The 22,401-nt window shown below is 73.2% G+C and carries 23 protein-coding genes; 13 read left to right on the forward strand and 10 right to left on the reverse strand.

Features of this window, described 5'->3' with window-relative positions; all coding sequences use genetic code 11:
* Positions 1-702, reverse strand: a complete 702-nt coding sequence (locus QRN56_RS22295; protein WP_285106952.1) for a response regulator — start codon at positions 700-702, stop codon at positions 1-3.
* Positions 699-2,432 (reverse strand): sensor histidine kinase, encoded by a 1,734-nt coding sequence (locus tag QRN56_RS22300; RefSeq protein ID WP_285106953.1) that lies wholly within the window; start codon positions 2,430-2,432, stop codon positions 699-701. Before QRN56_RS22300 ends, QRN56_RS22295 begins: the two co-directional genes overlap by 4 nt.
* A gap of 130 nt (positions 2,433-2,562) precedes the next feature.
* Between QRN56_RS22300 and QRN56_RS22305 the strand changes: the two genes are divergently transcribed.
* From QRN56_RS22305 to QRN56_RS22325, 5 genes are all read left to right on the forward strand, one after another.
* On the forward strand, positions 2,563-3,975 hold the full coding sequence (locus QRN56_RS22305) for a cation:dicarboxylate symporter family transporter (protein WP_285106955.1): 1,413 nt from the start codon (positions 2,563-2,565) through the stop codon (positions 3,973-3,975).
* 244 nt (positions 3,976-4,219) lie between these two features.
* Complete coding sequence (locus tag QRN56_RS22310) at positions 4,220-4,978, forward strand: SDR family oxidoreductase (RefSeq protein ID WP_285106957.1); 759 nt, start codon at positions 4,220-4,222, stop codon at positions 4,976-4,978.
* Positions 4,975-5,889, forward strand: a complete 915-nt coding sequence (locus QRN56_RS22315) for an SDR family oxidoreductase (protein ID WP_285106959.1) — start codon at positions 4,975-4,977, stop codon at positions 5,887-5,889. The genes QRN56_RS22310 and QRN56_RS22315 overlap by 4 nt, the downstream gene beginning before the upstream one ends.
* Before the next feature lie 109 nt (positions 5,890-5,998).
* Entirely contained in the window at positions 5,999-6,625 is a 627-nt protein-coding gene (locus QRN56_RS22320) for a TetR-like C-terminal domain-containing protein (RefSeq protein ID WP_121381955.1), read from the forward strand.
* A gap of 72 nt (positions 6,626-6,697) precedes the next feature.
* Positions 6,698-7,009 (forward strand): hypothetical protein, encoded by a 312-nt coding sequence (locus QRN56_RS22325; protein ID WP_285106961.1) that lies wholly within the window; start codon positions 6,698-6,700, stop codon positions 7,007-7,009.
* 11 nt (positions 7,010-7,020) lie between these two features.
* Here the strand turns inward: QRN56_RS22325 and QRN56_RS22330 are convergent, their stop codons facing one another.
* The 5 genes from QRN56_RS22330 to QRN56_RS22350 all read right to left on the reverse strand — a co-directional run bounded on the left by QRN56_RS22330 (position 7,021) and on the right by QRN56_RS22350 (position 13,067).
* Positions 7,021-8,028, reverse strand: coding sequence for an AEC family transporter (locus QRN56_RS22330; RefSeq protein ID WP_285106963.1), 1,008 nt, complete (start codon positions 8,026-8,028; stop codon positions 7,021-7,023).
* A 19-nt stretch (positions 8,029-8,047) separates the two neighbouring features.
* Positions 8,048-9,376 carry an enolase C-terminal domain-like protein gene (locus QRN56_RS22335; protein ID WP_285106965.1) on the reverse strand — a complete coding sequence of 443 codons (1,329 nt, stop codon included), beginning with the start codon at positions 9,374-9,376 and terminating at the stop codon, positions 8,048-8,050.
* Positions 9,373-11,010: an aldehyde dehydrogenase (NADP(+)) gene (locus QRN56_RS22340; RefSeq protein ID WP_285106967.1), complete on the reverse strand. Its 1,638-nt coding sequence runs from the start codon at positions 11,008-11,010 to the stop codon at positions 9,373-9,375. Before QRN56_RS22340 ends, QRN56_RS22335 begins: the two co-directional genes overlap by 4 nt.
* Before the next feature lie 25 nt (positions 11,011-11,035).
* Entirely contained in the window at positions 11,036-11,995 is a 960-nt protein-coding gene (gene kdgD, locus QRN56_RS22345; protein ID WP_285106968.1) for a 5-dehydro-4-deoxyglucarate dehydratase, read from the reverse strand.
* Between the two features lie 193 nt (positions 11,996-12,188).
* Positions 12,189-13,067 carry a LysR family transcriptional regulator gene (locus QRN56_RS22350; RefSeq protein ID WP_285106970.1) on the reverse strand — a complete coding sequence of 293 codons (879 nt, stop codon included), beginning with the start codon at positions 13,065-13,067 and terminating at the stop codon, positions 12,189-12,191.
* Between the two features lie 137 nt (positions 13,068-13,204).
* On the opposite strand from QRN56_RS22350, the gene QRN56_RS22355 reads away from it, so the two are divergent.
* Genes QRN56_RS22355 through QRN56_RS22370 form a run of 4 tightly spaced genes read left to right on the forward strand, consistent with a single transcriptional unit; the run spans position 13,205 to position 16,811 of the window.
* Complete coding sequence (locus QRN56_RS22355; RefSeq protein ID WP_285106972.1) at positions 13,205-14,248, forward strand: tripartite tricarboxylate transporter substrate binding protein; 1,044 nt, start codon at positions 13,205-13,207, stop codon at positions 14,246-14,248.
* A gap of 33 nt (positions 14,249-14,281) precedes the next feature.
* Positions 14,282-14,833 carry a tripartite tricarboxylate transporter TctB family protein gene (locus tag QRN56_RS22360; protein WP_285106974.1) on the forward strand — a complete coding sequence of 184 codons (552 nt, stop codon included), beginning with the start codon at positions 14,282-14,284 and terminating at the stop codon, positions 14,831-14,833.
* 35 nt (positions 14,834-14,868) lie between these two features.
* Positions 14,869-16,419 carry a tripartite tricarboxylate transporter permease gene (locus QRN56_RS22365; protein ID WP_285106976.1) on the forward strand — a complete coding sequence of 517 codons (1,551 nt, stop codon included), beginning with the start codon at positions 14,869-14,871 and terminating at the stop codon, positions 16,417-16,419.
* The gene (locus tag QRN56_RS22370; RefSeq protein ID WP_285106978.1) at positions 16,416-16,811 is read left to right on the forward strand and encodes a universal stress protein; all 396 of its coding nucleotides are present in this window, start codon (positions 16,416-16,418) and stop codon (positions 16,809-16,811) included. The genes QRN56_RS22365 and QRN56_RS22370 overlap by 4 nt, the downstream gene beginning before the upstream one ends.
* Positions 16,812-16,913: 102 nt before the next feature.
* Here the strand turns inward: QRN56_RS22370 and QRN56_RS22375 are convergent, their stop codons facing one another.
* Together QRN56_RS22375 and QRN56_RS22380 are read right to left on the reverse strand one after the other, a co-directional pair.
* Complete coding sequence (locus QRN56_RS22375; RefSeq protein WP_285106980.1) at positions 16,914-17,609, reverse strand: FadR/GntR family transcriptional regulator; 696 nt, start codon at positions 17,607-17,609, stop codon at positions 16,914-16,916.
* 44 nt (positions 17,610-17,653) lie between these two features.
* Positions 17,654-18,787 (reverse strand): L-talarate/galactarate dehydratase, encoded by a 1,134-nt coding sequence (locus tag QRN56_RS22380; RefSeq protein ID WP_285106982.1) that lies wholly within the window; start codon positions 18,785-18,787, stop codon positions 17,654-17,656.
* Between the two features lie 81 nt (positions 18,788-18,868).
* Between QRN56_RS22380 and QRN56_RS22385 the strand changes: the two genes are divergently transcribed.
* Genes QRN56_RS22385 through QRN56_RS22395 form a run of 3 tightly spaced genes read left to right on the forward strand, consistent with a single transcriptional unit; the run spans position 18,869 to position 21,235 of the window.
* Complete coding sequence (locus QRN56_RS22385; RefSeq protein WP_285106984.1) at positions 18,869-19,810, forward strand: NAD-dependent epimerase/dehydratase family protein; 942 nt, start codon at positions 18,869-18,871, stop codon at positions 19,808-19,810.
* A 58-nt stretch (positions 19,811-19,868) separates the two neighbouring features.
* Entirely contained in the window at positions 19,869-20,297 is a 429-nt protein-coding gene (locus QRN56_RS22390; RefSeq protein WP_285106986.1) for an ArsR/SmtB family transcription factor, read from the forward strand.
* Positions 20,294-21,235: a cation diffusion facilitator family transporter gene (locus QRN56_RS22395; RefSeq protein ID WP_285106988.1), complete on the forward strand. Its 942-nt coding sequence runs from the start codon at positions 20,294-20,296 to the stop codon at positions 21,233-21,235. Before QRN56_RS22390 ends, QRN56_RS22395 begins: the two co-directional genes overlap by 4 nt.
* A gap of 27 nt (positions 21,236-21,262) precedes the next feature.
* On the opposite strand, the gene QRN56_RS22400 is transcribed toward QRN56_RS22395, so the two are convergent.
* Complete coding sequence (locus QRN56_RS22400; protein WP_285106989.1) at positions 21,263-21,874, reverse strand: TetR/AcrR family transcriptional regulator; 612 nt, start codon at positions 21,872-21,874, stop codon at positions 21,263-21,265.
* 86 nt (positions 21,875-21,960) lie between these two features.
* On the opposite strand from QRN56_RS22400, the gene QRN56_RS22405 reads away from it, so the two are divergent.
* Positions 21,961-22,392, forward strand: coding sequence for a nitroreductase/quinone reductase family protein (locus QRN56_RS22405; protein ID WP_285106991.1), 432 nt, complete (start codon positions 21,961-21,963; stop codon positions 22,390-22,392).
* Positions 22,393-22,401 lie beyond the last annotated feature (9 nt).

The following is a 22,401-nucleotide window of genomic DNA, read 5'->3' on the forward strand; positions in this document are numbered from 1 at the left end:
TCAAAGGGAATCGGCACGCAGGCGCGCGTACTCCAGCTCCGGCCGCCCGCGGGTCCCGTACCGGGGCGCGCGGCTGGCGACGCCGCGGTCCGCGAGGAACTCCAGGTACCGGCGGGCCGTGATCCGTGCCAGGTGCAGCTCGTCGGCCACCTCGCTCGCCGACAGCGGGCCCGGCGCCCGGGCGAGCAGGTCGGACACCGCGTCCAACGTGTCCTGGGACAGCCCCTTGGGCAGCCCGGCGGCGTTCGACGTGCGCAGCGCCGCGAACGCGGTGTCCACCTCACGCTGGCTCATCGTCGAGACGGGCGAGCGCATCTGCTCGAAGTACTTGCGGTACGCCCCGAGCTTCTCGGCGAACAGCCCGAACGCGAACGGCTTGATGAGGTACTGCACCACGCCGACGGCCACCGCCTCGCGCACCACCTCCAGCTCGCGCGCCGCCGTCACGGCGATCACGTCCACCACCAGGCCCGCCGCGCGCAGCTGGCGGCACAGCACCAGACCGTGCCGGTCGGGCAGGTTCATGTCCAGCAGGAGCAGGTGCACCTCCTGCCCCGCGGCCTGCGCGTCGCGCAGCGCCCGGACGGTCTCGCCCGCCGTGTGCACCACCCCGGCCAGCTCGAACCCGTCCACGCGGCGCACGTACTCGCCGTGCGCGTCGGCGGTGCGGTGGTCGTCCTCCACGACCAGGACCCGGATCACCCGCGGCCGCCCGTGACAGGCGGCCCGGCGGGTCCAGCGCGTCCGGCCAGGGCGGGCGGTACGACGGCGGCGCCGTCGTCCGGCGGGCCGCCCGGCGCGGCCCCCTCGGGGCGGGGGAGCGTGACCGTGAAGACCGCGCCGGTGCCCGCCCCGCGGGTCAGCTCGACGTCGCCGCCGAGGCTCTCGACCACCTGGCGCACCAGCGCCAGGCCGTAGCCGCGCCCGCCCGCCGCGGCGTCCTTGGTGCTCCAGCCCTGGTCGAAGATGTGACCGAGGTCGGCGTCGGCGATGCCGGCCCCGCTGTCGGAGACCTGGAAGACGAGCGAGCCGTCGTCGCCGTTGGCGAGGTAGGTCTCGACCCACGCCTCGTCCGCCCCGTCGAGCGCGCGGGCCGCCGCGGCGTCGATCGCGTTGTCGATCAGGTTGCCCAGGATCGTCACCACGTCCACCGGCTCCAGCCAGTGCGTCCCCGGCGTCAGGTGCGTCTCGAAGTGCATCTCGACGGCGCGCTCGCGGGCCTGGGCGGCCTTGCCCAGCACGAGCGCGGCGATGACGGGCTCCTCGATCGCCTGGACCACGCGGTCGGTGAGCCGCTGGCCCAGGTCCGTCTCGCCGGCGATGAACCGCAGCGCCTCGTCGCTGCGGCCCAGCTCGATGAGGGTCGCGATGGTGTGCAGGCGGTTGCTGAACTCGTGGGTCTGGGCGCGCAGCGCCTCCGAGATGGTGCGCACCGACGACAGCTCGCCGGTGACGCGCTGCAGCTCGGTGCGGTCGCGCAGGGACACGACCTCGCCGACGTTGCGCCCCGCGGCCGCCGCGGTGTCGCGGCCCACGAGCAGCACGCGGTCGCCCACGCGGACCGGGCCCTCCGGCGCGGTGCCGACCAGCACGTCGTGCACGGCGGGGGACAGGCGCGGATCGTCGACGGCGAACGGCGCCGTCAGGTCCGGGACGTCGAGCAGCCGCAGCGCCTCGTCGTTGGCCAGCACCACGGCGCCGTCCTCGACCAGCAGCATGCCCTCCTCGACGGAGTGCAGCACCGCCTCGTGCGCGGTGAACAGGTGCGCCAGCTCGTCCGGGCCCTTGCTCTCCGTGATCCGGTCCAGCCGGCGGGCCAGGATCGTCGCGGCGACGGCGCCCGTGCCGAACGCCAGGAGCGTGCCGACGCCGACCACCACCAGTCGCGGCACGATGCTGTCCCACAGCCGGTCGAGCGTGACCCCCGCGGAGACCATGCCCACCACCTCGCCGTCGTCCGTCACGACCGGAACCACCGCGCGCACCGACGGACCGAGGGTGCCGTCGTAGACCTCGGTGAACGTCTCGCCGCGCAGGGCCGGTGCGGTGGTGCCGACGAACGGGCGGCCGATCTGCCACGTGTTGCGGTGTGTGTAGCGGGTCCGGTCGGCGTCCATGACGGTCAGGTAGTCGATGTCGGTGGTGGCCATGACCCGCTCGGCGTACGGCTGCAGCAGTCCGGAGGCCTCGGCGACGGCGCCCGCGCGGTCCGTGCCCAGCGTCTCGTGCGCCCGCGCCACGGTGTCGATCACGAGCGACTCCGCCGCGACCGTGGCCGCCAGGTCGGTGCTCTCCTTCGCGGCGTGCGTCTCGGCCGAGGACCGGGCGTCCAGCGCCAGCAGCCCGAACACGATGACCGCCCCGGCGAACAGCAGCGCCGTGTGTACGGCGAGGAACCACCTCGCGATACTCGCACCCCGTCGCTGCGCCACGGGGTCCATTGTGGACCGCCCGCGCCGCTGCTCCGACCGCCGTGAGAACACTATGTACGCAATGGTGGGGTTCGCCGCCCTGGCCAGCACTCTTGTCGCTGACCACACAGCGTTGTGAGAGGAACACACCATGGCGGTAACGCAGCCCGCCGGCGCCGGGACCACCCCGCGCCGCCGGCTCGACAAGAGTCACTACCTGTACATCGCGGTGATCGTCGCCGTCGTCGCCGGCGTCATCGTGGGCCTGGCCTCCCCGGAGACCGGAGTGGCGCTGAAGCCGCTCGGCACCGGGTTCGTCGCCCTGATCAAGATGATGATCTCGCCCGTCATCTTCTGCACCATCGTGCTGGGCATCGGTTCGATCGCGAAGGCCGCCACCGTGGGCCGGGTCGGCGGTCTGGCGCTGCTCTACTTCCTTGTGATGTCCACGTTCGCGCTGTTCATCGGCCTGGTCGTCGGCAACGTGCTGCACCCGGGCGAGGGCCTCAACATCGCGGACGCCAGCTACGAGGCGGAGGGCGAGGCCGCCGGCCTGGTCGACTTCGTGCTCGGCATCATCCCCACCACGCTCGTCTCTCCGCTGACCGGTGAGTCCGTGCTGCAGACGCTGTTCGTGGCGCTGCTCGTCGGCTTCGCCATCCAGCAGCTCGGCGCCCGCGGCAAGCCCGCGCTCGACGCCGTCCGCATGGTCCAGGCGATCGTGTTCCGCGTGCTGACGATGATCCTGTGGGTGGCCCCCGTGGGCGCGTTCGGCGCCATCGCCGGCGTCGTCGGCGAGACCGGCTGGGGCGCCGTCGTCGCCCTGGGCACCCTGATGCTCGGCTTCTACCTGACCTGCATCGTGTTCATCGCGGTGGTGCTGGGCGCCGTGCTCTGGTTCGTGGCCCGCGTGAACATCTTCTCGCTCATGAAGTACCTGGCGCGGGAGTACCTGCTGATCGTCAGCACCTCTTCGTCCGAGGCGGCCCTGCCGCGCCTCATCGCCAAGATGGAGCACCTGGGCGTGTCCAAGCCGGTCGTCGGCATCACGGTGCCGACCGGGTACTCGTTCAACCTGGACGGCACGGCCATCTACCTGACCATGGCGTCGCTCTTCATCGCCTCCGCCATGGGCACGCCGCTGTCCGTGCCCGAGCAGATCGGCATGCTCGCCTTCATGATCATCGCCTCGAAGGGCGCCGCCGGGGTCACCGGCGCCGGCCTGGCGACGCTCGCGGGCGGCCTGCAGACCTACCGCCCCGACCTGGTCGACGGCGTGGGCATCGTGGTGGGTATCGACCGCTTCATGTCCGAGGCGCGGGCCCTGACCAACTTCACGGGCAACGCCGTGGCCACCGTCGTCATCGGCACCTGGACCAAGGAGATCGACCGCGACCGCGTGACCCAGGTGCTGTCCGGCTCGCTCCCGTTCGACGAGAGCGCGGCGGACGACCTGCACGCGCCGGACGACGCCCCGTCCGAGGCGTCGGAGACGGACGCCGGCGACGACGCCGACCGTACGCGCGGCTCGCGCCCGCGGGTGCCGGAGCCGACGGGCGTCTGAGGGCGCCCGACCAAGGACCGACGACGGCCGGGGAACTCTGGGGGTACCCCGGCCGCCGTCCGACCAGGTCCGCCTCCAGCAGGCGATCAGGCGTGTTCTCCGACCTCGGAGCATGCGGGATCGCCAGCTGGAGGCGGACCTCTTGCCGTTCGCTCCGGGACCGGTGTGCGGGAATATATGGACGGCGCGTGCACTTCTGTGTTTATATGGACGCACAGTCCACATCGAGACCAGGGAGCACCCCATGAGCACCAGTACCGAGACCAGCAGCACCGGCACCACGCGTGTCGCGCTCGTCACCGGCGGGTCCGGCGGCATCGGCCGCGCCGTCGTCGGGCGGCTCGCGGCGGACGGCTACGCCGTCGCCGTGCACTACGCGGGCAACCAGGCCCGGGCCGACGAGGTCGTCGCCGAGGTCCAGACCGCCGGCGGCCAGGCGATCGCCGTCGGCGGGGACGTCGCGGACGAGGTCGCGATGGCCGCCGCGTTCGACGCGACCGAGGCGGCGTTCGGCGGCGTCGACGTCGTGGTCAACACGGCCGGCATCATGCTGCTCGGCCCGGTCGCGAGCTTCGACCTGGCCGACCTCGACCGCATGCACCGCACCAACATCCGCGGCACGTTCGTCGTGGCCCAGCTCGCCGCGAACCGGCTGCGCGCAGGCGGCGCCCTGATCAACTTCTCGACGTCGGTGGTGCGGGCCCAGTTCCCGGCCTACGCCGCGTACGTGGCCAGCAAGGCCGCCGTCGAGGGCATGACGCTGATCCTGGCCCGCGAGCTGCGCGGCAAGGACATCACCGTCAACGTGGTGGCGCCCGGCCCCACGGCCACCCCGCTCTTCCTGGACGGCAAGGACGAGCAGACCATCCAGAACCTGGCGAACGCCGTGCCCCTCGAGCGCCTCGGCCAGCCCGAGGACATCGCCGAGACGGTCGCCTTCCTGGCCGGCCCCGCACGGTGGGTCAACGGACAGGTCATCTACACCAACGGAGGCCTGGCATGAGCGCCGTCGTCGTCATCACCGGAGCGTCGAGCGGGTTCGGAGCCCTCACGGCGCGGGCCCTGGCCGCCGCGGGCCACACCGTCTACGCGGGCATGCGGCAGACCGAGGGGCGCAACGCGCCGCAGGTCGACGCCGCGCGGGAGTGGGCGGCCGCGCACGGGGCGGACCTGCGGCCGGTCGAGCTCGACGTGAGCTCGCAGGAGTCGGTCGACCGCGCCGTCGAGCAGATCGAGGCCGAGCACGGGCAGGTGGACGTGCTGATCCACAACGCCGGGCACATGGTCGTCGGCCCGGCCGAGGCGTTCACCCCGGAGCAGCTCGCGCAGCTCTACGACGTCAACGTGCTGTCCACCCAGCGCGTGAACCGGGCGGTCCTGCCCGGCATGCGCCGCCGCGGCGCGGGACTCGTGATCTGGGTCTCCAGCTCCAGCGTCAAGGGCGGCACCCCGCCGTACCTGGCGCCCTACTTCGCGGCCAAGGCGGGCATGGACTCCCTCGCGGTGTCGTACGCCGCGGAGCTGGCCCGCTGGGGCGTGGAGACGTCGATCGTGGTGCCGGGCTCGTTCACGAGCGGCACCAACCACTTCGCGCACGCGGGCCACCCGGCCGACACCGCGGTGGAGGCCGACTACGAGACCCGGTACGCCGGGCTGATGGGTCAGGTCGCGGAGAAGCTCGCGGCCCTGGCGCCCGACGCCGACGTGTCGCTGGTCTCCGACGAGATCGCCCGCATCGTGGCCCTGCCCGCCGGGCAGCGGCCGTACCGGGTGCACATCGACCCGGCCGACGACGGCTCCGAGGTGGTCTCGGACCTCGCAGACCGGACCCGTCGCGAGTTCCTCGACCGGGTCGGCCTGCCGGACCTGCTCACGGTGCGGGGCGGGGACGGGGCTGAGCAGGGTGATCGGTAGCAGGTCAGGTGATCGGCAGTCCGAGCTGCCGATCACCCGACACCCTGCCGATCGAGCAGGTCGGCGACGCGAGGCCACCTAGACTCGCGGGAGCTCAGGAGGAGGGGACATGACGAACCAGGCGACGGCGTCCGCCGCCGAGCGGCCCGAGGCGCGCAGCCGGGGGCGTGGGCGGCGGCCGGCCGACGAGGTGCGCGCCGACGTGCTGCGGGCCGTCGGCGAGGTGCTGCTGGCCGACGGCATCGCCGACCTGACGTTCGAGCGGGTCGCGCGCCTGTCCGGCGTCAGCAAGACGACGCTCTACAAGTGGTGGCCCTCCAGGGGGGCGCTCGCCCTGGACGGCTACTTCCACGCGGTGGAGCACACGCTCGCCTTCCCCGACACGGGTGACATCCGCACCGACCTGCGCGACCAGCTCCGCGCGTTCGTGCACCTGATGACCACCACGCCCGCGGGCCGGCTCCTCACGGAGCTGATCGGGCAGTCCCAGACCGACCAGGACCTTGCCGTGGCCTACCGGACGCTGTACTCCTCCGAGCGGCGGCGCCTCGCGGGGGACCGGCTGCGCGCGGCGCAGGAGCTGGGGCAGATCCGGGACGACGTCGACGTGCAGGTGGTGGTCGACCAGCTCTGGGGCGCCGTCTACCACCGGCTGCTGGTGCCCGACGAACCGGTCACCGAGGCCTTCGCCGACGCGCTGGTGGGCAACCTGCTGGGTGGGATCACCCGGGGCTGAATCCGGGCGATCCGTCTCGTAAGGTGTCCTGCGGCGAGAGAGAGCGCTCGCGGCTCCGGGGAGAGGCAGATCATGGGATCACCGTCCGAGCAGGACACGGCACCGACCCGTACCGAGGTGCGGTGGAGCATCGTGTTCGTGCCGATCCTGCTCGCGGGGATGATCGGCTTCGCCGTCATCCTGGTCACGGCCGTCGCTGCGGCCGGCGGGCCGTGGGACACGGTCGGTATCGCGCGCCCGTCGCCCCTCTGGGCTCTGGTCGTCGGAGTCTGCCTTGCCGAGGCGGTGATGTTCGGGGGCCTCCGTCAGCAGTTCTCGACCTTCTCGCGCGCGCGGCGGTTCGGCGTCCGGGACGATCGCAGGCCCCGCCGACGCCGGTCGTAGAACCTGCGTCGTCAGCCCAGCAGCACCGTGATCACCAGCGACACCGGCAGCGCCAGCAGCATGCTCACCAGCGTGATGTCGCGGACCGGCGTCGTCGCCAGGCGGAAGTGACCCGCGAACAGGAACACGTTCTGCGCCGTGGGCAGCGCGGCCATCAGCACGACCCCCAGCAGGTCCAGGCCGTCCAGCCCGAACAGGAACCGGCCGACCACCCACGCGAGCGCCGGCATGGCCAGGGTCTTGAGCACGGTGCCCAGCACCACCTCGGCCCGCGCCTCGCGGCCCAGCGGCCGCTGCCCCCGCAGCGACATGCCGAACAGCAGCAGGAGCAGCGGCACCGAGGCGTGGCCGAGCATCTCGACCGGCTGCCCGAGTACCGCGGGCAGGTCCACGGAGAACGCCGCGGCCAGCAGCCCGAGCCCCGTCGCGACCGTCACCGGGTTGGCGAGCGACCGGGCGAGGGTGGCGCCGAGCGAGCGGGCCGCGGCGGCGCTCTCGACGTCGGCGGCCTCGACCGCACCCGCGTCGCCCGCGCCGTCGGGGTCGACGAACCGGCCCGCCCGCCCCGCCCGGTGCCGGCACCACGCGAACACCGACATGTACACCGGCGCGACCACGAGGAGCTGCGCGATGAGCACCGACACCACCGGGGCGGCGGTGCCCACCGCGTACAGCGCGATCGGCACGCCGATGTTGCCCGCGTTCACGTACGAGCTCGCCATCGCACCGGCCGCGACCGGCCCGGCGGGCCGCCGCAGCAGCCCGCCCGCGACCACCGCGTACAGCAGCCCCGTGGCCGCGGCGGTGATCAGCGCGATGGGCGTGTAGGTTCGCAGCACGGCGCCCAGGTCGGCGTCGGACATGAGCAGGAACATCAGCGCCGGGTTGGTGATGTAGTACACCAGCGGTGCGATACCGCGCTGCATGGCGCGCGCCTCGCCGGGCAGCGCCCAGGCGGCCACGAACCCCACACCCACCAGCACGAGCACGATCGCGAACCCGAGCAGCACCCCGCTCATCGCCGACCCCGTGGAGCACTCAGCGGACGAGGCACGGGCGCTTCGGGTCGAACGTCCAGTCCGGGATCAGGTACTGCATCGCCAGGGCGTCGTCGCGGGCGCCCAGCCCGTGCTTCAGGTACAGCTCGTGCGCGGCGGCCAGGCGCTCGCGGTCCAGCTCGACGCCGAGCCCCGGCGTCGTCGGCACCTGGATCGCGCCGCCTTCGATCCGCGGCGGCGCCGTCGTCAGGCCCTGTCCGTCCTGCCAGATCCAGTGCGTGTCCAGCGCCGTGGTCTCCCCGGGCGCGGCCGCGCCGACGTGCGTGAACATGGCCAGCGAGATGTCGAAGTGGTTGTTGGAGTGCGATCCCCAGGTGAGCCCGAACTCGTGGCAGAGCTGGGCCACCCGCACGGAGCCGGCCATGGTCCAGAAGTGCGGGTCGGCCAGCGGGATGTCGACGGCGCCCGCGCGCACCGCGTGCGCCATCTCCCGCCAGTCGGTGGCGATCATGTTGGTCGCCGTCGGGAGCCCGGTGGCGCGCTTGAACTCGGCCATGACCTCGCGGCCGGAGAACCGGCCCTCCGCGCCACAGGGGTCCTCGGCGTAGGCGACCACGCCGCGCATCCGCCGGCCGAGCCGGATCGCGTCGTCCAGCAGCCAGCCGCCGTTGGGGTCGAGCGTGATCCGCGCGTCGGGGAAGCGCTCCTTGAGCGCGACGACGGTGTCGACCTCCAGGTCGCCGGCCTGTACGCCGCCCTTGAGCTTGAAGTCGGTGAAGCCGTACCGCTCGGCGGCGGCCTCGGCCAGCCGCACGACGGCGTCGGGCGTCATGGCCTCCTCGCGGCGCAGCCGCCCCCACGCGTCGGGCTCGTCGTCCCCGCGCAGGTACGGCAGGTCGGTCGCGTCCGGGTCGCCCACGTAGAAGAGGTAGCCGAGCATCGGCACGGCGTCGCGCTGGACGCCGTCGCCGAGGAGCTCCGCCACGGGCACACCCAGGTCCTGGCCGTGCAGGTCCAGCAGCGCGGACTCCAGGGCCGTGACCGCGTGCACCGTGGTGCGCAGGTCGAAGGTCTGCAGCCCGCGCCCGCCCGCGTCGCGGTCGGCGAAGGCCCGCGCGACGTCGCGCAGCAGGGAGCGGTACCGCGCCACCGGCTGCCCGACGACGATCGCGCCGGCCTCCTCGATCGTGGCCCGGATCTTCTCCCCGCCGGGAACCTCGCCCAGCCCGGTGCGGCCGTCGGAGTCGGTGACGATCGCGACGTTGCGCGTGAAGAACGGGGCGTGCGCGCCGGACAGGTTCAGGAGCATCGAGTCGTGGCCCGCGACGGGCACGACCTCGACGCGGGCGATCGTGGGGTGCGCGCTCACCGGGCGGCCTCCGCGACGTCGGCGTCCGTGACGTCGCGGTCCGTGGCACCGAGGACGACGTCGAGCACGCCGTCCACCCGCCGCGTCAGGTGCCACGGGTTGTCCGACCGGAGCGGCTCGGGCAGCAGGTACTCCGGCAGGTTCTGGTAGGCCACGGGCCGCAGGAACCGCTCGATCGCGAGCGTGCCCACCGAGGTGGTGCGTCCGTCCGACGTCGCGGGGAACGGGCCGCCGTGCACCATCGCGTGCCCCACCTCGACGCCGGTGGGCCAGCCGTTGGCCAGGATGCGACCGGCCTTGCGCTCCAGCACGGGCAGCAGGGCGGCGGCGGTCTCGCGGTCGTCCTCGGTCAGGTGCAGCGTCACGGTGAGCTGCCCCTCGAGGCGCTCGACGGCGGACAGCAGCTCGGCGGCGTCGGCGTACCGGACCACGAGCGAGGCCGCGCCGAAGATCTCGGCCTGCAGCACGGGGTTGCTCAGCAGGGTCGGCACCGCGCTGGCGAACACCGCGGGCGCGGGGGCGTTCCGTGTCGCGCCCGGCGATCCGGCCCCGACGAGCGAGACGCCGTCCTGCGCGGCCAGCGCGTCGACGCCGTCCTGCCACGCCTGCGCGATGCCGTCGGTGAGCATGGTCTGGCCGGCGGCCGCCGCGGCGGCGCGCCCGGCGGCGGCCACGAACGCGTCGCCGCGCTCGCCGTCCGGCACGAACACGAGGCCCGGGGCGGTGCAGAGCTGGCCCGACGAGCCGGTCACCGACGTGAGGTACGCGGCGGCCAGGGCGTCGACGTCGCCCGCGAGGGCGCCGTCGAGCAGGATCGTGGGGTTGATCGAGCTCATCTCGGCGTAGACGGGGATCGGCACGGGCCGGGCCGCGGCGGCCGCGACGAGCGCGAGGCCGCCGCCGCGGGAGCCGGTGAACCCGACGGCCTGGATCGCGGGGTCGGACACGAGGGTCTGGCCCACGACCTTGCCCGGCCCGTAGACCAGCGAGAACACGCCGGGGTGCAGGCCGGACGAGGCGACGGCGTCCGCCACCGCGCGGCCCACCAGCTCGGCCGTGCCGGGGTGCGCGTTGTGCGCCTTGACCACCACGGGGCAGCCCGCGGCCAGAGCGGAGGCGGTGTCGCCGCCCGCGGTGGAGAAGGCGAGGGGGAAGTTGCTGGCGCCGAACACGGCCACCGGACCGACGGGCACCTTGCGCTGCCGGATGTCGGCGCGCGGCAGGGGAGTGCGGTCGGGCAGCGCGGGGTCGATCCGCACGCCGCGGTGGTCACCCTGCCGCACGACCTGCGCGAACAGGCGGAGCTGGTTCGTGGTCCGGGCCACCTCGCCCGTCAGGCGGGCCGCCGGGAGGCCGGTCTCGCGCATGGCCCGTGCGACGACGTCGGGCGTGATCGCCTCGATGTTGGCCGCGACCTGCTCCAGGAAGCGGGCGTGCGGCTCGGGCGCGAGCGCGGAGAAGGAGGCGAACGCCTCCTGCGCGGCCGCGGTCGCCTGCGCGACCTGCGCCTCGTCGAGCAGGGAGTAGGCGGGTTCGAGCGCCTGGGCCGTGGCCGGGTCCTGCCCGGCGAAGGTGCCGGCGGTGCCCGCAAGGGGCGTGCCGGCGACGATCGAGTGGCCGGTGAGCTGGGTCATCGCATGTCTCCTTGGTGCGTTCGGGTCAGCCGGCCAGGGTGTCGACGGCGGCGTCGGCCGCGGCGGGGCGCACCCCGGCGGCGTCGATCAGGGCGGAGAGGTCGGCGAGGTCCTGGGCGGTGAGGTCCTGGAGGGGCGCGCGCACGCTGCCCATGTCGCGGCCGACGGCCTTCATGCCGCCCTTGACGATGGAGACGCCGTACCCCTTGGTGCGGTCGCGGATGTCGAGGTAGGGCAGCACGAACCGGCGCAGCTTCTCGGTGACCGCCGCGTGGTCCAGGTTGCGGACGTCGCGGTAGAACTCGAGGGCGAACTCGGGCACGAAGTTGTACATGGCCGACGAGTAGGTGCTCATGCCGAGCTGCAGCAGCGGCAGGGCGTAGGTCTCGGCGGTGGGCAGGCCGCCCAGGTAGAAGAGCCGGTCGCCGTTGGTGGCGTAGACGCGCGTGAGGTGCTCGATGTCGCCGATCGCGTCCTTGAACCCGATGAAGTTGGGGTGGCGCTCGGCCAGCCGGGCGACCGTGGTCGCGGAGTAGATCGCGTTGCCGCGGTTGTAGATGATCACGCCGAGGCCGGTGGCGGCGCACACCGCCGAGGCGTGCTCCAGCAGCCCGTCCTGGTCGGCCTCGGTCAGGTACGGGGGCAGCAGCAGGAGGCCCTCGGCGCCGGCGTCCTGCGCGGCGCGGGCGTTGTCGATCGCCTGCGCGGTGTTGCCGCCCGCGCTGCCGAGCACCGGGGTGCGGCCCGCGGCGGTCTCGACGGCGAGGCGCACCACGCGGGCCGACTCCTGCGGCGTCAGGCTGAAGCCCTCGCCCGTACCGCCCGCGGCGAAGAGGCCGCCGATCCGGAAGCTCGACTGCCAGTCGATGTGGTCGCGGTACCGCTGCTCGTCGATCGCGCCGTCCGCGGTGAACGGCGTGACGGGGAACGACAACAGCCCGTCCTTGAGGGCGACGGCGAGCTCCTGCGGTGCATACGTGGCCAAGGTGGCCCCCTCCTGTGACAGACGTCGACGATGGCGACTGGTCGGGCTAGGTCTCGGCGCCACGGTAGGAACGGTCCACGATGCCTGTCCAAGCCCAAAACGGCATCGACTCATGCTGGCCCTGCATCAAACCTTCGTTGAGTGCTGGATTTTCGCCCTCTCGAACCGATTCGACAGGGCGAAAATCCAGCACTCAACGGGAGGGGTGGAGGAAGCGGAGGAACTCGTGGAGGGCCGGGTTCTTCGAGTCCCGGTTCCAGATGGCGTGCAGCTCGACGACGCCGTGCGGCACGTCCAGCTCCACGAACGTCACGCCCGGCAGCCCGAGCAGCCGGGCCGACTCCGGGACGAACGCCACGCCGCGGCCCGCGGCCACGAGCGAGCACATCGTCAGGATCTGGCTGACGACGTGCACCACGTTGTTGTGCTCGACGGCGATGTACCGCACGACCATGTCGTAGAAGTACCGGGCCTTGGTGGGGTGGTGCCCCACGACGGGCTGGTCGCGCAGGTCGGCGGCGGTCACGGGGCGGTCCAGCCGGGTCAGCGGGTGCGCGGGCGGCACGGCCAGCACCAGGTCCTCCGACAACAGGAGCCGGGAGTCGAAGCTCTCCTGGTCGAACGGCGGCCGGCCGAGCGCCAGGTCGAGCTCGCCGCGACGGATCGCCTCGATCTGCTCGATCGTGACGAGCTCCTGGAGGTCGAGGTCGACGTCGGGCATGAACTCGGCGATCTCCTGCACGAGCGTGCCCAGCAGGCTGAACCCGGAGGCGGCGGTGAAGCCGAGGCGCAGCACGCCGGCGCGGCCCGCGGCGATCTTCCGGGCGAGCGCGGGGGCGGCGTCGGCGGCGGTCAGGAGGCGGCGGGCCTCCTCGAGGAACACCGCGCCCGCCGTCGTCAGCTCGACGTGCCGGTTGTCGCGCTCCAGCAGGGGGACGCCGACGGCACGTTCCAGCTTCTGGACCTGCCGGCTCAGCGGCGGCTGGGTCATGTTGAGTCGCTCCGCAGCGCGGCCGAAGTGGAGCTCTTCCGCCACGGCGAGGAAGCAGCGGACCTGATCGAGGGTGTACACGATGGCCTTTCCGGGAATTGATGCATTCCGAGAATCAAGCAATGCAGTAAGAGGCTTAGACAGGCATCGTATGGGCTTCCTATGCTCAACGCCCGACCGGCACCTGCCCGTCGGAGATCTCAACGAGGAGAGCTGTGATGACAACTCCTACCCCCCGAAACCCGCGCCGCAGCCCGCGCACCAGCCCGCGCGCCGGCAAGGTCGCGCTGGGCGCCACCGCCGCGTTCGCCGCCCTGACGCTCGCCGCGTGCGGCGGCAACGTGGGTGCCGCCGGGGGCGGCGAGGGTGAAGACTTCCCGTCCGGCCCGGTGACGATCACCGTGGGGCAGGACGCCGGCGGGTCGACCGACCTCATCGCCCGGGCCGTGGCCGAGGGCATGGCCGAGGACCTCGGCGTGGCGGTCCCGGTGGTCAACCGTGCCGGGGCCAACGGCGCCGTGGCGACCGAGGAGGTGGCGGGCAAGCCCGCCGACGGGTACGAGCTGGTGCTGCTGAACGCCTCCCTCATCACGATCACGCCGCTGGCGGTGTCCGAGGACGAGGCCGTGGACCTGGGCAAGCTCGACGTCCTCAAGGGACTCTCGCAGGACGACTACGTGCTGCTGGCCAGCGTGGACTCCGGGTTCGAGAACCTGGACGACCTCAAGGGCGCGTCCGGCGAGATCAAGTACGGCACCACGGGCGTGGGCACCGGCTCGCAGCTCGCCCAGGCGGCGCTGTTCGCGCAGGCGGAGATCGACGGCACGGCCGTGCCGTTCGACTCGGGCTCGCCGGCGCTCACCGCCGTCGTCGGCGACCAGGTGCAGGTGGCCACGGTGCAGCTCGGCGAGGCCAAGCCGCAGATCGACGCCGGGAAGGTGGTGCCGCTGCTGGCCTTCTCGGCCGAGCGCAACCAGTTCCTGCCCGACGTGCCGACCGCCGTCGAGGAGGGCTACGACGTGCCCGTGTCGCAGTACCGCGCCCTGGCCGCCCCGAAGGGTCTGCCGGAGGACGTCAAGGCCCGGCTCGTCGAGTCGATCGACGCCGCCATCGCCTCGGATGCCTACACGTCGTTCAACGAGAACAACCTGCTGACCCCGCACGAGATCTCGGGCGAAGAGGTCACCACTCAGTGGTCCGAGCTCGCGGAGAAGTACCGGGCGCTCACCGAGGAGTACGACATCAGCCTCGCGGAGGGCTGATCCCTCGTGGCAACGGCAACCAAGGAGGCACGCGTGGACGGCAGCTCGAACGGCAAGCCGGACGGCAGGGCGGACGGCGGAGCCGCCGTCGCGCCCGCCGACCCGGCCCAGGCCCTCGCCGACGAGTGGGCCGAGGAGACGCCGCCGCCCGCCGGGCCGGTCGCCAACCTCGCGGCCAGCCTGGTCACGACGGCGATCGGCGTCCTGGGCGCCGTGACGGCGGTCGGGCTGGGGCTGGGCACGCCCACCCAGCCGGGTGCCGGCCTGTGGCCGCTCGCGATCAGCGTCGCCGTGGTGGTGCTGTCGCTCGCCCAGGTCGTCGTCGGACGGCGGGGCGGCGACGGGGAGAAGTTCTCCCGCTACTCGTGGCTCTCCCTGGTCGGCCTCGCGACCCTCCTGGGGCTCGTGGCGCTGCTGCCGGTGATCGGCTTCGAGATCCCCGCCCTGCTGCTGAGCCTGATCTGGATGAAGTTCCTGGGCGGCGAGTCCTGGCGCTCCGCCGTCCTGTACTCGGTGCTCGTCGTCGGGGTGCTCTACGGGGTCTTCGTCGGGGCGCTCGGCACCAACGTCCCGCACCTCTTCTGACCGCACCGCAGGTCTGATCCGCAAGGGAAACGCACGTGGAATCACTGCAGAACGTAGCCGCCGGCTTCGCCGTCGTGCTCGAACCGACGAACCTCCTGTACTGCCTGCTCGGGGTGGTCATCGGCATGCTCATCGGGGTGCTGCCGGGCCTCGGCCCGGCAGCCACCATCGCCATCCTGCTCCCGCTGACGTACGGCGTGGAGCCGGTCACCGCGATCATCATGCTTGCCGGCATCTTCTACGGCGCCCAGTACGGCGGCACCATCACGTCCGTGCTGCTCCGGCTGCCCGGCGAGGCCAGCTCGGTGGTCACGGTCCTGGACGGGCACGCGCTCGCCAGACAGGGCAGGGCGGGCACGGCGCTCGGCGTCGCTGCCGTCGGGTCGTTCATCGGTGGCACCGTCGCCATCGTCGGGCTGACCTTCCTCGCCCCGGTCGTGGCCGGCTTCGCCCTCGACTTCGGGCCGCCCGAGTACGCGGCCCTGGCCCTGCTGGGCATCCTCCTGGTCTCGACCATCGCGTCCGGCGCGCGGCTCAAGGCGCTGATCGCCGCGGCGATCGGGCTGCTGCTGGCCACCGTGGGGCGCGACGCCTTCACGGGTGCCGAACGCTTCACGTTCGACAACCTCAGCCTGGCCGACGGCATCGACTTCGTGCCCGTGGCCATGGGCCTGTTCGGGCTCGGCGAGATCCTCTACAACCTGGAGGAGCGGCACCGCGCGGTGCACGCGCCGGGCAAGGTGGCCAACGTCTGGCCGTCGCGCAAGGACCTCAAGGAGTCGTCGGGTGCCGTGACCCGCGGTTCGGTGCTCGGGTTCTTCCTCGGCATCCTGCCCGGCGGCGGCGCGACCATCGCCTCCATGGCCGCCTACGCGGCGGAGAAGAAGCGCGCCAAGGACCCGAGCCGGTTCGGCAAGGGCGCGATCGAGGGAGTGGCCGGGCCGGAGACGGCGAACAACGCCGCCGCGACCAGCTCGTTCATCCCGCTGCTCACGCTCGGCATCCCCGCCAACGCGACCATGGCACTCATGTTCGGCGCGCTCCTGATCCAGGGCATCACCCCGGGCCCGCAGCTCGTCACCGAGCACCCCGAGCTGTTCTGGGGCGTGGTCAACTCGATGTACATCGGCAACGTGCTGCTGCTCATCATGTCGATCCCGCTGGTGGGCGTGTTCGTGCGCATCCTGCGGGTGCGCGCGGCGATCCTGGCGCCCGTGACGGCCCTGATCACGATGGTCGGCGCCTACACCATCAACAACTCGGTGTTCGACGTGCTGCTGGTCGTTGTTTTTGGCGCCGTCGGGTACCTGATGAAGAAGTTCGGGTTCGAGCCGGGGCCGCTCGTGCTGGCGTTCGTGCTGGGCTCGCTGCTGGAGTCCAGCCTGCGGCGCTCGCTGCTGATGTTCGACGGGTCCGCCGCAGGCTTCTTCACGCGGCCCATCTCCGCCACGCTGCTGGTGGTGTTCGTGGTGGTGGCCGTGCTGCCGCTGATCCGTGCCGTCCGCGACCGGCGGGCGGGCGGGGATGTTGCTGGTGCGCCGGACGCCGGTGCGTCGGCGAAGAACCGAGAGGAAGAGTCCGTATGAGCATCGTCGTTGGCTACGTCCCCACGCCCGCGGGGGAGGCCGCCGTGCAGGCGGCGATCGTCGAGGCGGGGCTCCGGGACGAGGACCTGCTGGTCGTGAACTCGGCGCGGGAGGGCTCTCTGGTCGAGTCGACGGTCGCCGCCGACGAGGACCTCGACCGCGTGCTCGCGCAGGCGGAGCGGGCGGGGGTGCGGGCGGAGCTCGTGCGCGGCACCCACCGTGACGACTTCACGGACGAGATCCTCGACCTGGCCGAGAAGCACGACGCCTCGCTGATCGTGATCGGCCTGCGCCGCCGCAGCACGGTGGGCAAGTTCATCATGGGCTCGGTGGCGCAGCGCATCCTGCTCCAGGCCGAGCACCCGGTCCTGGCGGTCAAGCCCCCGCGCTGACCGCCGGCGCCGTCCGCCCGGCTCCGCCGGCGTCCGCCGGCCCGGCGTTGACCACAGCGGTTCCTGCCAGAGAGGTGGCCCTCCTGGCAGGAACCGCTGTGGTCAACGTGTTCCCGACTCCATCAGGAGGCGGCGGCGGGATGACGTCAGGTGGGTGCGGATCGCCGCTGCGGCGGCTTGCGGGTCCCGTGCGTCCAGGGCGTCGAGCACGGCGCGGTGCTCCTGGACGACGGCGGTGAAGCGGCCGCCGTCCTGCGCCGTGGCCTCGTGCGTGTCCAGTCGGCCGCGGGGCATCGCGATCATCTGCGGGCCCAGCCGGTCCAGGGCCTCCAGGAGGAACCTGTTGCCCGCGGCCTCGGCCACCAGGCGGTGGAACGCGAAGTCGTGCTGCATCGCGGTGGCGGGATGCCCGTCGGACGACGCCAGCGCGCCCAGCCGGTCGGCCAGCGCCGCGAGCTGCGCGGGCGTGCGCCGGACGGCGGCCAGCGCGGCGGCCTCGGTCTCCAGCGCGATGCGGTACTCGACCAGCGCGAGGCGGTCGGCCAGGGACCGGGCGACGGGCGCGCCGTCGTCGTCCTCGGTGGGTGGGGTGAGCGCGTAGCTGCCGCTGCCGCGGCGGGTGTGGACCAGGCCCTCCAGGTTCAGGCGCGCGATGGCCTCGCGGACCACCGTACGGCTGACCTGGTGCTCGACGGCGAGCCGCGGCTCGCTCGGCAGCTTCTCGCCGGGGGCGATGTCGCCGTTGACGATGCGCGTGCGCAGCGTCTCCACGAGGGTGCCGCTCAGGGTCTGGGCCATGGCCTCATGCTTCCATCTCGATCCCGCCGACCCCACCCGACGTGTCAGGCGGGGCCGAAGACCGCGGTCTCCGTGGTCCAGGCGCGGGCCTGCTCGCTGAAGGTCACGCCCAGGCCGGGGCGGTCCGGCACGAGCATGCGCCCGTCCTTGGTCTCGAGCCGCTCGTTGAACAGCGGGTCGAGCCAGTCGAAGTGCTCCACCCACGGCTCGCGCGGGTAGGTGGCGGCCAGGTGCAGGTGGATCTCCATCGCGAAGTGCGGCGCGAGGTCCAGCCCGGCCTGGTCGGCGAGCGTGAGCAGCCGCAGGAACTGCGTGATGCCGCCGACGCGCGGGGCGTCCGGCTGGATGATGTCGCACGCGCGGGTCGCGATGAGCCGCTCGTGCTCCGCCACGGAGGCAAGCATCTCGCCCGTGGCGATCGGGGTGTCCAGGGCTGCGGCCAGCGCCGCGTGGCCCTCGGCGTCGTAGGCGTCCAGCGGCTCCTCGATCCAGACGAGGTCGAACTCCTCCAGGCGCCGGCCCATGCGCAGGGCGGTGCCGCGGTCCCACTGCTGGTTGGCGTCGACCATGAGCGGCACGTCGGGTCCGATGTGCTCGCGGACGGCGGCGACGCGGGCGAGGTCCGTGCGCCCGTCGGGCAGGCCGACCTTGATCTTGATGCCGCCGATGCCCTCGGCGATCGACCTGCTCGCGCGCTCCTTGACCTCCTCGATGCTCGCGTTGAGGAACCCGCCCGAGGTGTTGTAGGTGCGCACGGAGTCGCGGTGCGCGCCGAGCAGCTTGGCCAGCGGCAGGCCGGCGCGCTTCGCCTTGAGGTCGTAGAGGGCGATGTCGACGGCGGCCAGCGCCTGGGTCGCCACTCCGGAACGGCCGACCGACGCGCCCGCCCAGAGCAGCTTCGTGTAGAGCTTGGCGATGTCGTTGGGGTCCTCCCCGATCGCGGACTGCGCCACCTCCTTGGCGTGCGCGTACTGGGCGGGTCCGCCGGCGCGCTTGGAGTAGGAGAAGCCGAGGCCTTCGAACCCCTGCTCGGTGGTGATCTCCGCGAACAGGAACACGACCTCGGTCATGGGCTTCTGCCGCCCGGTGAAGACCTTGGCGTCGGAGATGGCGGTGGCCAGCGGCAGCGTGACAGTCGAGAGCTGCACGGTCCGGATGGCGTCGGGCTGGTACGTCATGGCGCTCCTTTGCGGCGGGATGTTCTACCGATCATACAAGTCGTGAACCTGTCTGACCAATATGGATGGGACCCTGGGTCCATGACCTCCCACCTCGTCCTCGGCGCCGGGCCTGTCGGCACCGCGCTCGCCCTCCGGCTGGCGCGTGCCGGCCGCTCCGTCGGGGTCGTGACCCGCTCCGGCGGCGGCCCCGAGCACCCCCGCGTGGAGCGGATCGCCCTCGACGCCACGGACGCGACGGCGCTCGCGGCGGCCGCCCGGGGAGCGGACGTGCTCTACAACTGCGCGAACCCGGGCTCGTACCAGGCGTGGGAGCGCGGCTGGCCCCCGCTGGCGGGTGCGGTGCTGCACGCGGCCGAGGTCTCCGGCGCGGTGCTCGTGACGCTGAGCAACCTCTACGGCTACGGCCCCGTGGACGGGCCGATGACCCGCGGCCTGCCGCTCGCGGCGTCGGACCACAAGGGCCGGCTCCGGGCGCGGCTGTGGCAGGAAGCGCTCGTCGCCCATCGCGCCGGGCGGGTGCGGGCCACCGAGGCGCGCGCCTCCGACTACATCGGGCCGACCGTCCCCACCTCCCACGGCCTGCTGCCCATGTACGCGGCGGCGACGCTCGCGGGCCGGCCCGCCTCGGTCATGGCCGACCCGGACCAGCCGCACACCTGGACGGCGGTCGACGACGTCGCCGCGACCCTCGTCGCGCTCGGCGCCGACGACCGGGCCTGGGGCTCGCCGTGGCTGGTGCCGTCCAACCCGCCCGCGACCGTCCGCGAGGTGCTGCGCGAGCTGGGTGCGCGGGCCGGGACGGGGGAGCCCCGGCTGCGCCGCGTGCCGCGCGCGGTGCTGCGGGCCGGGGGCCTGGTGGTGCCGCTGCTGCGCGAGGCGCTGGGCGTGCTCTACCAGTACGACCGGCCGTTCGTGGCGGACGCGGCCGAGACCACCGGGGTGTTCGGCGTCCGGCCGACGCCGTGGGACGACGTCCTGGACGCGACGGCAACGGCGTGGCGGGCGCGGGCGGTGGCCTGAGCCGACCCGAGCCTGAGCCGACCCGAAAGGGGAGACGAGCGGCTGGTAGCATCGTCGTATGGCGATGACAGAGGTTACGGGCGATGTCGCGGCCCGGGAGTCCGAGGCGATGGTCGTGGCGGCGTGCCTGTTCCACGGGTTCTCGGACCCGTCGCGGCTGGCGATCCTGCAGCACCTGGCCCTCGGCGAGCACCGCGTGGTGGACCTGACCGGCCACCTGGGCCTCGCGCAGTCCACGGTGTCGAAGCACCTGGCCTGCCTGCGGGACTGCGGGCTCGTCGAGTCCCGCCCGCAGGGCCGGGCGTCGGTGTTCTCGCTGACCCACCCGGAGGCGACGCTCGCGGTCCTCGCGTCCGCCGAGAAGCTTCTCGCGCTGACCGGCGACGCCGTGGCCCTGTGCCCGGTCTACGGCGTGGACGGCTCGGCGGTGCACCCGACGGGGGCGGCGGCGCAGGCTGCGACGACGGCGCCGGGGGCGGCGTCGTGAGCCACAGCCACGGTCCCGGGGGCCACACCCACGACCACGGCGCCCACGGCGACCCCGGCGGACGGCGCCGCCTGGCCGTCGCGTTCGGCATCACGGCGTCCGTCTTCGTGGCCCAGGCGGTCGGCGCCCTGCTCACCGGCAGCCTCGCGCTCCTGGTCGACACCGCGCACATGCTCACCGACGTGGCGGGCCTCGCCATCGCGCTCGGGGCGGCGTCGCTCGCGCTGCGGCCGCCGTCGTCCCGCCGGACCTGGGGGTTCCGGCGCGCCGAGATCCTGGCCGCGCTGGCGCAGGCCGCGGTGCTGCTCGCCGTCGGCGTCTACGCCCTGGTCGAGGGCGTGAGCCGCCTGGTCGGACCGGCCGAGGCGCCCGGTCCGGGCCTGCTCGTCTTCGGCGTCGTCGGCCTGGTGGGCAACGTGGTGGCGCTGCTCGTGCTCGCGGGCGGCCGCTCGGCGTCGTTCAACCTGCGCGCCGCGTTCCTGGAGGTGGTCAACGACGCGCTCGGCTCGGTGGCGGTGATCGTGGCCGCGGTCGTGATCGCGACGACGGGCTGGGAGCGGGCCGACGCCGTCGCGGGGCTCGTCATCGCCGTCCTCATCCTGCCGCGCGCCGCCCGGCTGCTGGCCGACTCCGCGAGCGTGCTGCTGGAGTCGACCCCGCCCGGCATGGACCTCGACGAGGTGCGGGCCCGGCTGCTGGAGGTCGAGCACGTCGAGGAGGTGCACGACCTGCACGCCTCGCTCGTCGCGACCGGCCTGCCGACCATCAGCGCCCACGTCGTCGTGCGCGACGTGTGCTTCCGGGACGGGCAGGCGCCGCCGGTGCTCGACGCGCTGCAGAGATGCGTCGCCACGCAGTTCGACGTGCGCGTGGAGCACTCGACCTTCCAGCTCGAACCCGCCGAGCACGCCCGGCACGAGGCACCGACGCACGCCTGACGTGTCCGGTGCCCGGCCGGGACTCGCCTACGCCCCCGACACCCCGCACACCCGCTCGACCAGGTCGCGCCAGCCCGCCTCGAAGCGGGCCGTCGGCTCCGGCCCCTCCAGCTCCGGGCCGGCGAAGAGCTGGAGCAGCAGCGGGCCGTCCAGCGCGTACGCGAGCTGGCCCGCGAGTACCTCGATGTCGGCGCCCGGCAGGTGGACCTCGCGCAGCAGCACCCGCAGGTGGATCTCGGACAGGGGCCGACGCCGGCCGGCCGCGTGCCGGCCGTCGATCGTGGCGCGCGCGACGGCGTGGTGGTCGGCGAGGAAGCGGACCCGCGCCGTGCCGTAGGCGATGAGCCGGTCGATCGCGGGTGCCCCCGGGCCGAGCGGCGGCGGGCCGCTGAGCACCCGTTCCTGCAGCTCGCGCTCGCTGTCGTCGAGCAGGGCCTGGAAGATGCCGGCCCGGGAGCCGAACCGGCGGAACACGGTGCCCTTGCCGAGCCCGGAGCGTTCGGCCAGGAGGTCCATCGTGAGACAGTCCGGCCCCGCCTCGGCCAGGAGCTCGCGGGCGGCGGCGAGCAGCACCTGACGGTTGCGGGCGGCGTCGGCCCGCTCGGGCTGCGGTGTGCCCCACGTCATCGGCGTGCTCATGCTCCGGATGCTATCGGGAACGGCATAAGCGGGGTAAAGTCCGGTTAGGTCGGCCGGGGGGCCGACGGAGGTCCGAGGAGGACAAGATGACTGACATGAACACCGAGATCATCGAGGCGTTCAGGGCGAACGCGGGCGTCGTGAACGCGCCCGTCGCGGGTGGGCACTTCGACGGCAAGCGGCTGCTGCTCCTGCACCACGTCGGACGGGTCAGCGGCAAGCAGTACGTGACGCCGCTGGTGGCCGCGACGGACGGCGACGCCTACCTCGTCGTGGGCTCGATGGGCGGCGCGCCCAAGGACCCGACCTGGGTGGCCAACGTGGAGGACGGCGCCGCGGAGACGACCATCGAGGTGGGCGGCCAGACCCTGCGGGCGACCGCCACCGTGGTGCGCCCGACGGCGCCCGAGTGGGAGCGGCTCTACGGGATCTGGGCCGAGTACTGGCCGGACGCCAAGGTGTACGAGACCCACACCGACCGCAAGTTCCCGGTGATCCGGCTGGAGCCGACGGCCTGAGCCCCACGG

It is taken from the genome of Promicromonospora sp. MEB111, from assembly GCF_030209445.1.
Lineage (GTDB): Bacteria > Actinomycetota > Actinomycetes > Actinomycetales > Cellulomonadaceae > Promicromonospora.

Bases quoted from the DNA above. Each gene is read 5' to 3' on its own strand.
- QRN56_RS22355 (WP_285106972.1), top strand. From the start codon at position 13,205: ATGACAACTCCTACCCCCCGAAACCCGCGCCGCAGCCCGCGCACCAGC.
- QRN56_RS22320 (WP_121381955.1), top strand. From the start codon at position 5,999: ATGACGAACCAGGCGACGGCGTCCGCCGCCGAGCGGCCCGAGGCGCGC.
- QRN56_RS22340 (WP_285106967.1), bottom strand. From the start codon at position 11,010: ATGACCCAGCTCACCGGCCACTCGATCGTCGCCGGCACGCCCCTTGCG.
- QRN56_RS22380 (WP_285106982.1), bottom strand. From the start codon at position 18,787: ATGACGTACCAGCCCGACGCCATCCGGACCGTGCAGCTCTCGACTGTC.
- QRN56_RS22305 (WP_285106955.1), top strand. From the start codon at position 2,563: ATGGCGGTAACGCAGCCCGCCGGCGCCGGGACCACCCCGCGCCGCCGG.
- QRN56_RS22325 (WP_285106961.1), top strand. From the start codon at position 6,698: ATGGGATCACCGTCCGAGCAGGACACGGCACCGACCCGTACCGAGGTG.
- QRN56_RS22310 (WP_285106957.1), top strand. From the start codon at position 4,220: ATGAGCACCAGTACCGAGACCAGCAGCACCGGCACCACGCGTGTCGCG.
- QRN56_RS22400 (WP_285106989.1), bottom strand. From the start codon at position 21,874: ATGAGCACGCCGATGACGTGGGGCACACCGCAGCCCGAGCGGGCCGAC.
- QRN56_RS22405 (WP_285106991.1), top strand. From the start codon at position 21,961: ATGACTGACATGAACACCGAGATCATCGAGGCGTTCAGGGCGAACGCG.
- QRN56_RS22390 (WP_285106986.1), top strand. From the start codon at position 19,869: ATGGCGATGACAGAGGTTACGGGCGATGTCGCGGCCCGGGAGTCCGAG.
- QRN56_RS22330 (WP_285106963.1), bottom strand. From the start codon at position 8,028: ATGAGCGGGGTGCTGCTCGGGTTCGCGATCGTGCTCGTGCTGGTGGGT.
- QRN56_RS22385 (WP_285106984.1), top strand. From the start codon at position 18,869: ATGACCTCCCACCTCGTCCTCGGCGCCGGGCCTGTCGGCACCGCGCTC.
- QRN56_RS22315 (WP_285106959.1), top strand. From the start codon at position 4,975: ATGAGCGCCGTCGTCGTCATCACCGGAGCGTCGAGCGGGTTCGGAGCC.
- QRN56_RS22370 (WP_285106978.1), top strand. From the start codon at position 16,416: ATGAGCATCGTCGTTGGCTACGTCCCCACGCCCGCGGGGGAGGCCGCC.
- QRN56_RS22375 (WP_285106980.1), bottom strand. From the start codon at position 17,609: ATGGCCCAGACCCTGAGCGGCACCCTCGTGGAGACGCTGCGCACGCGC.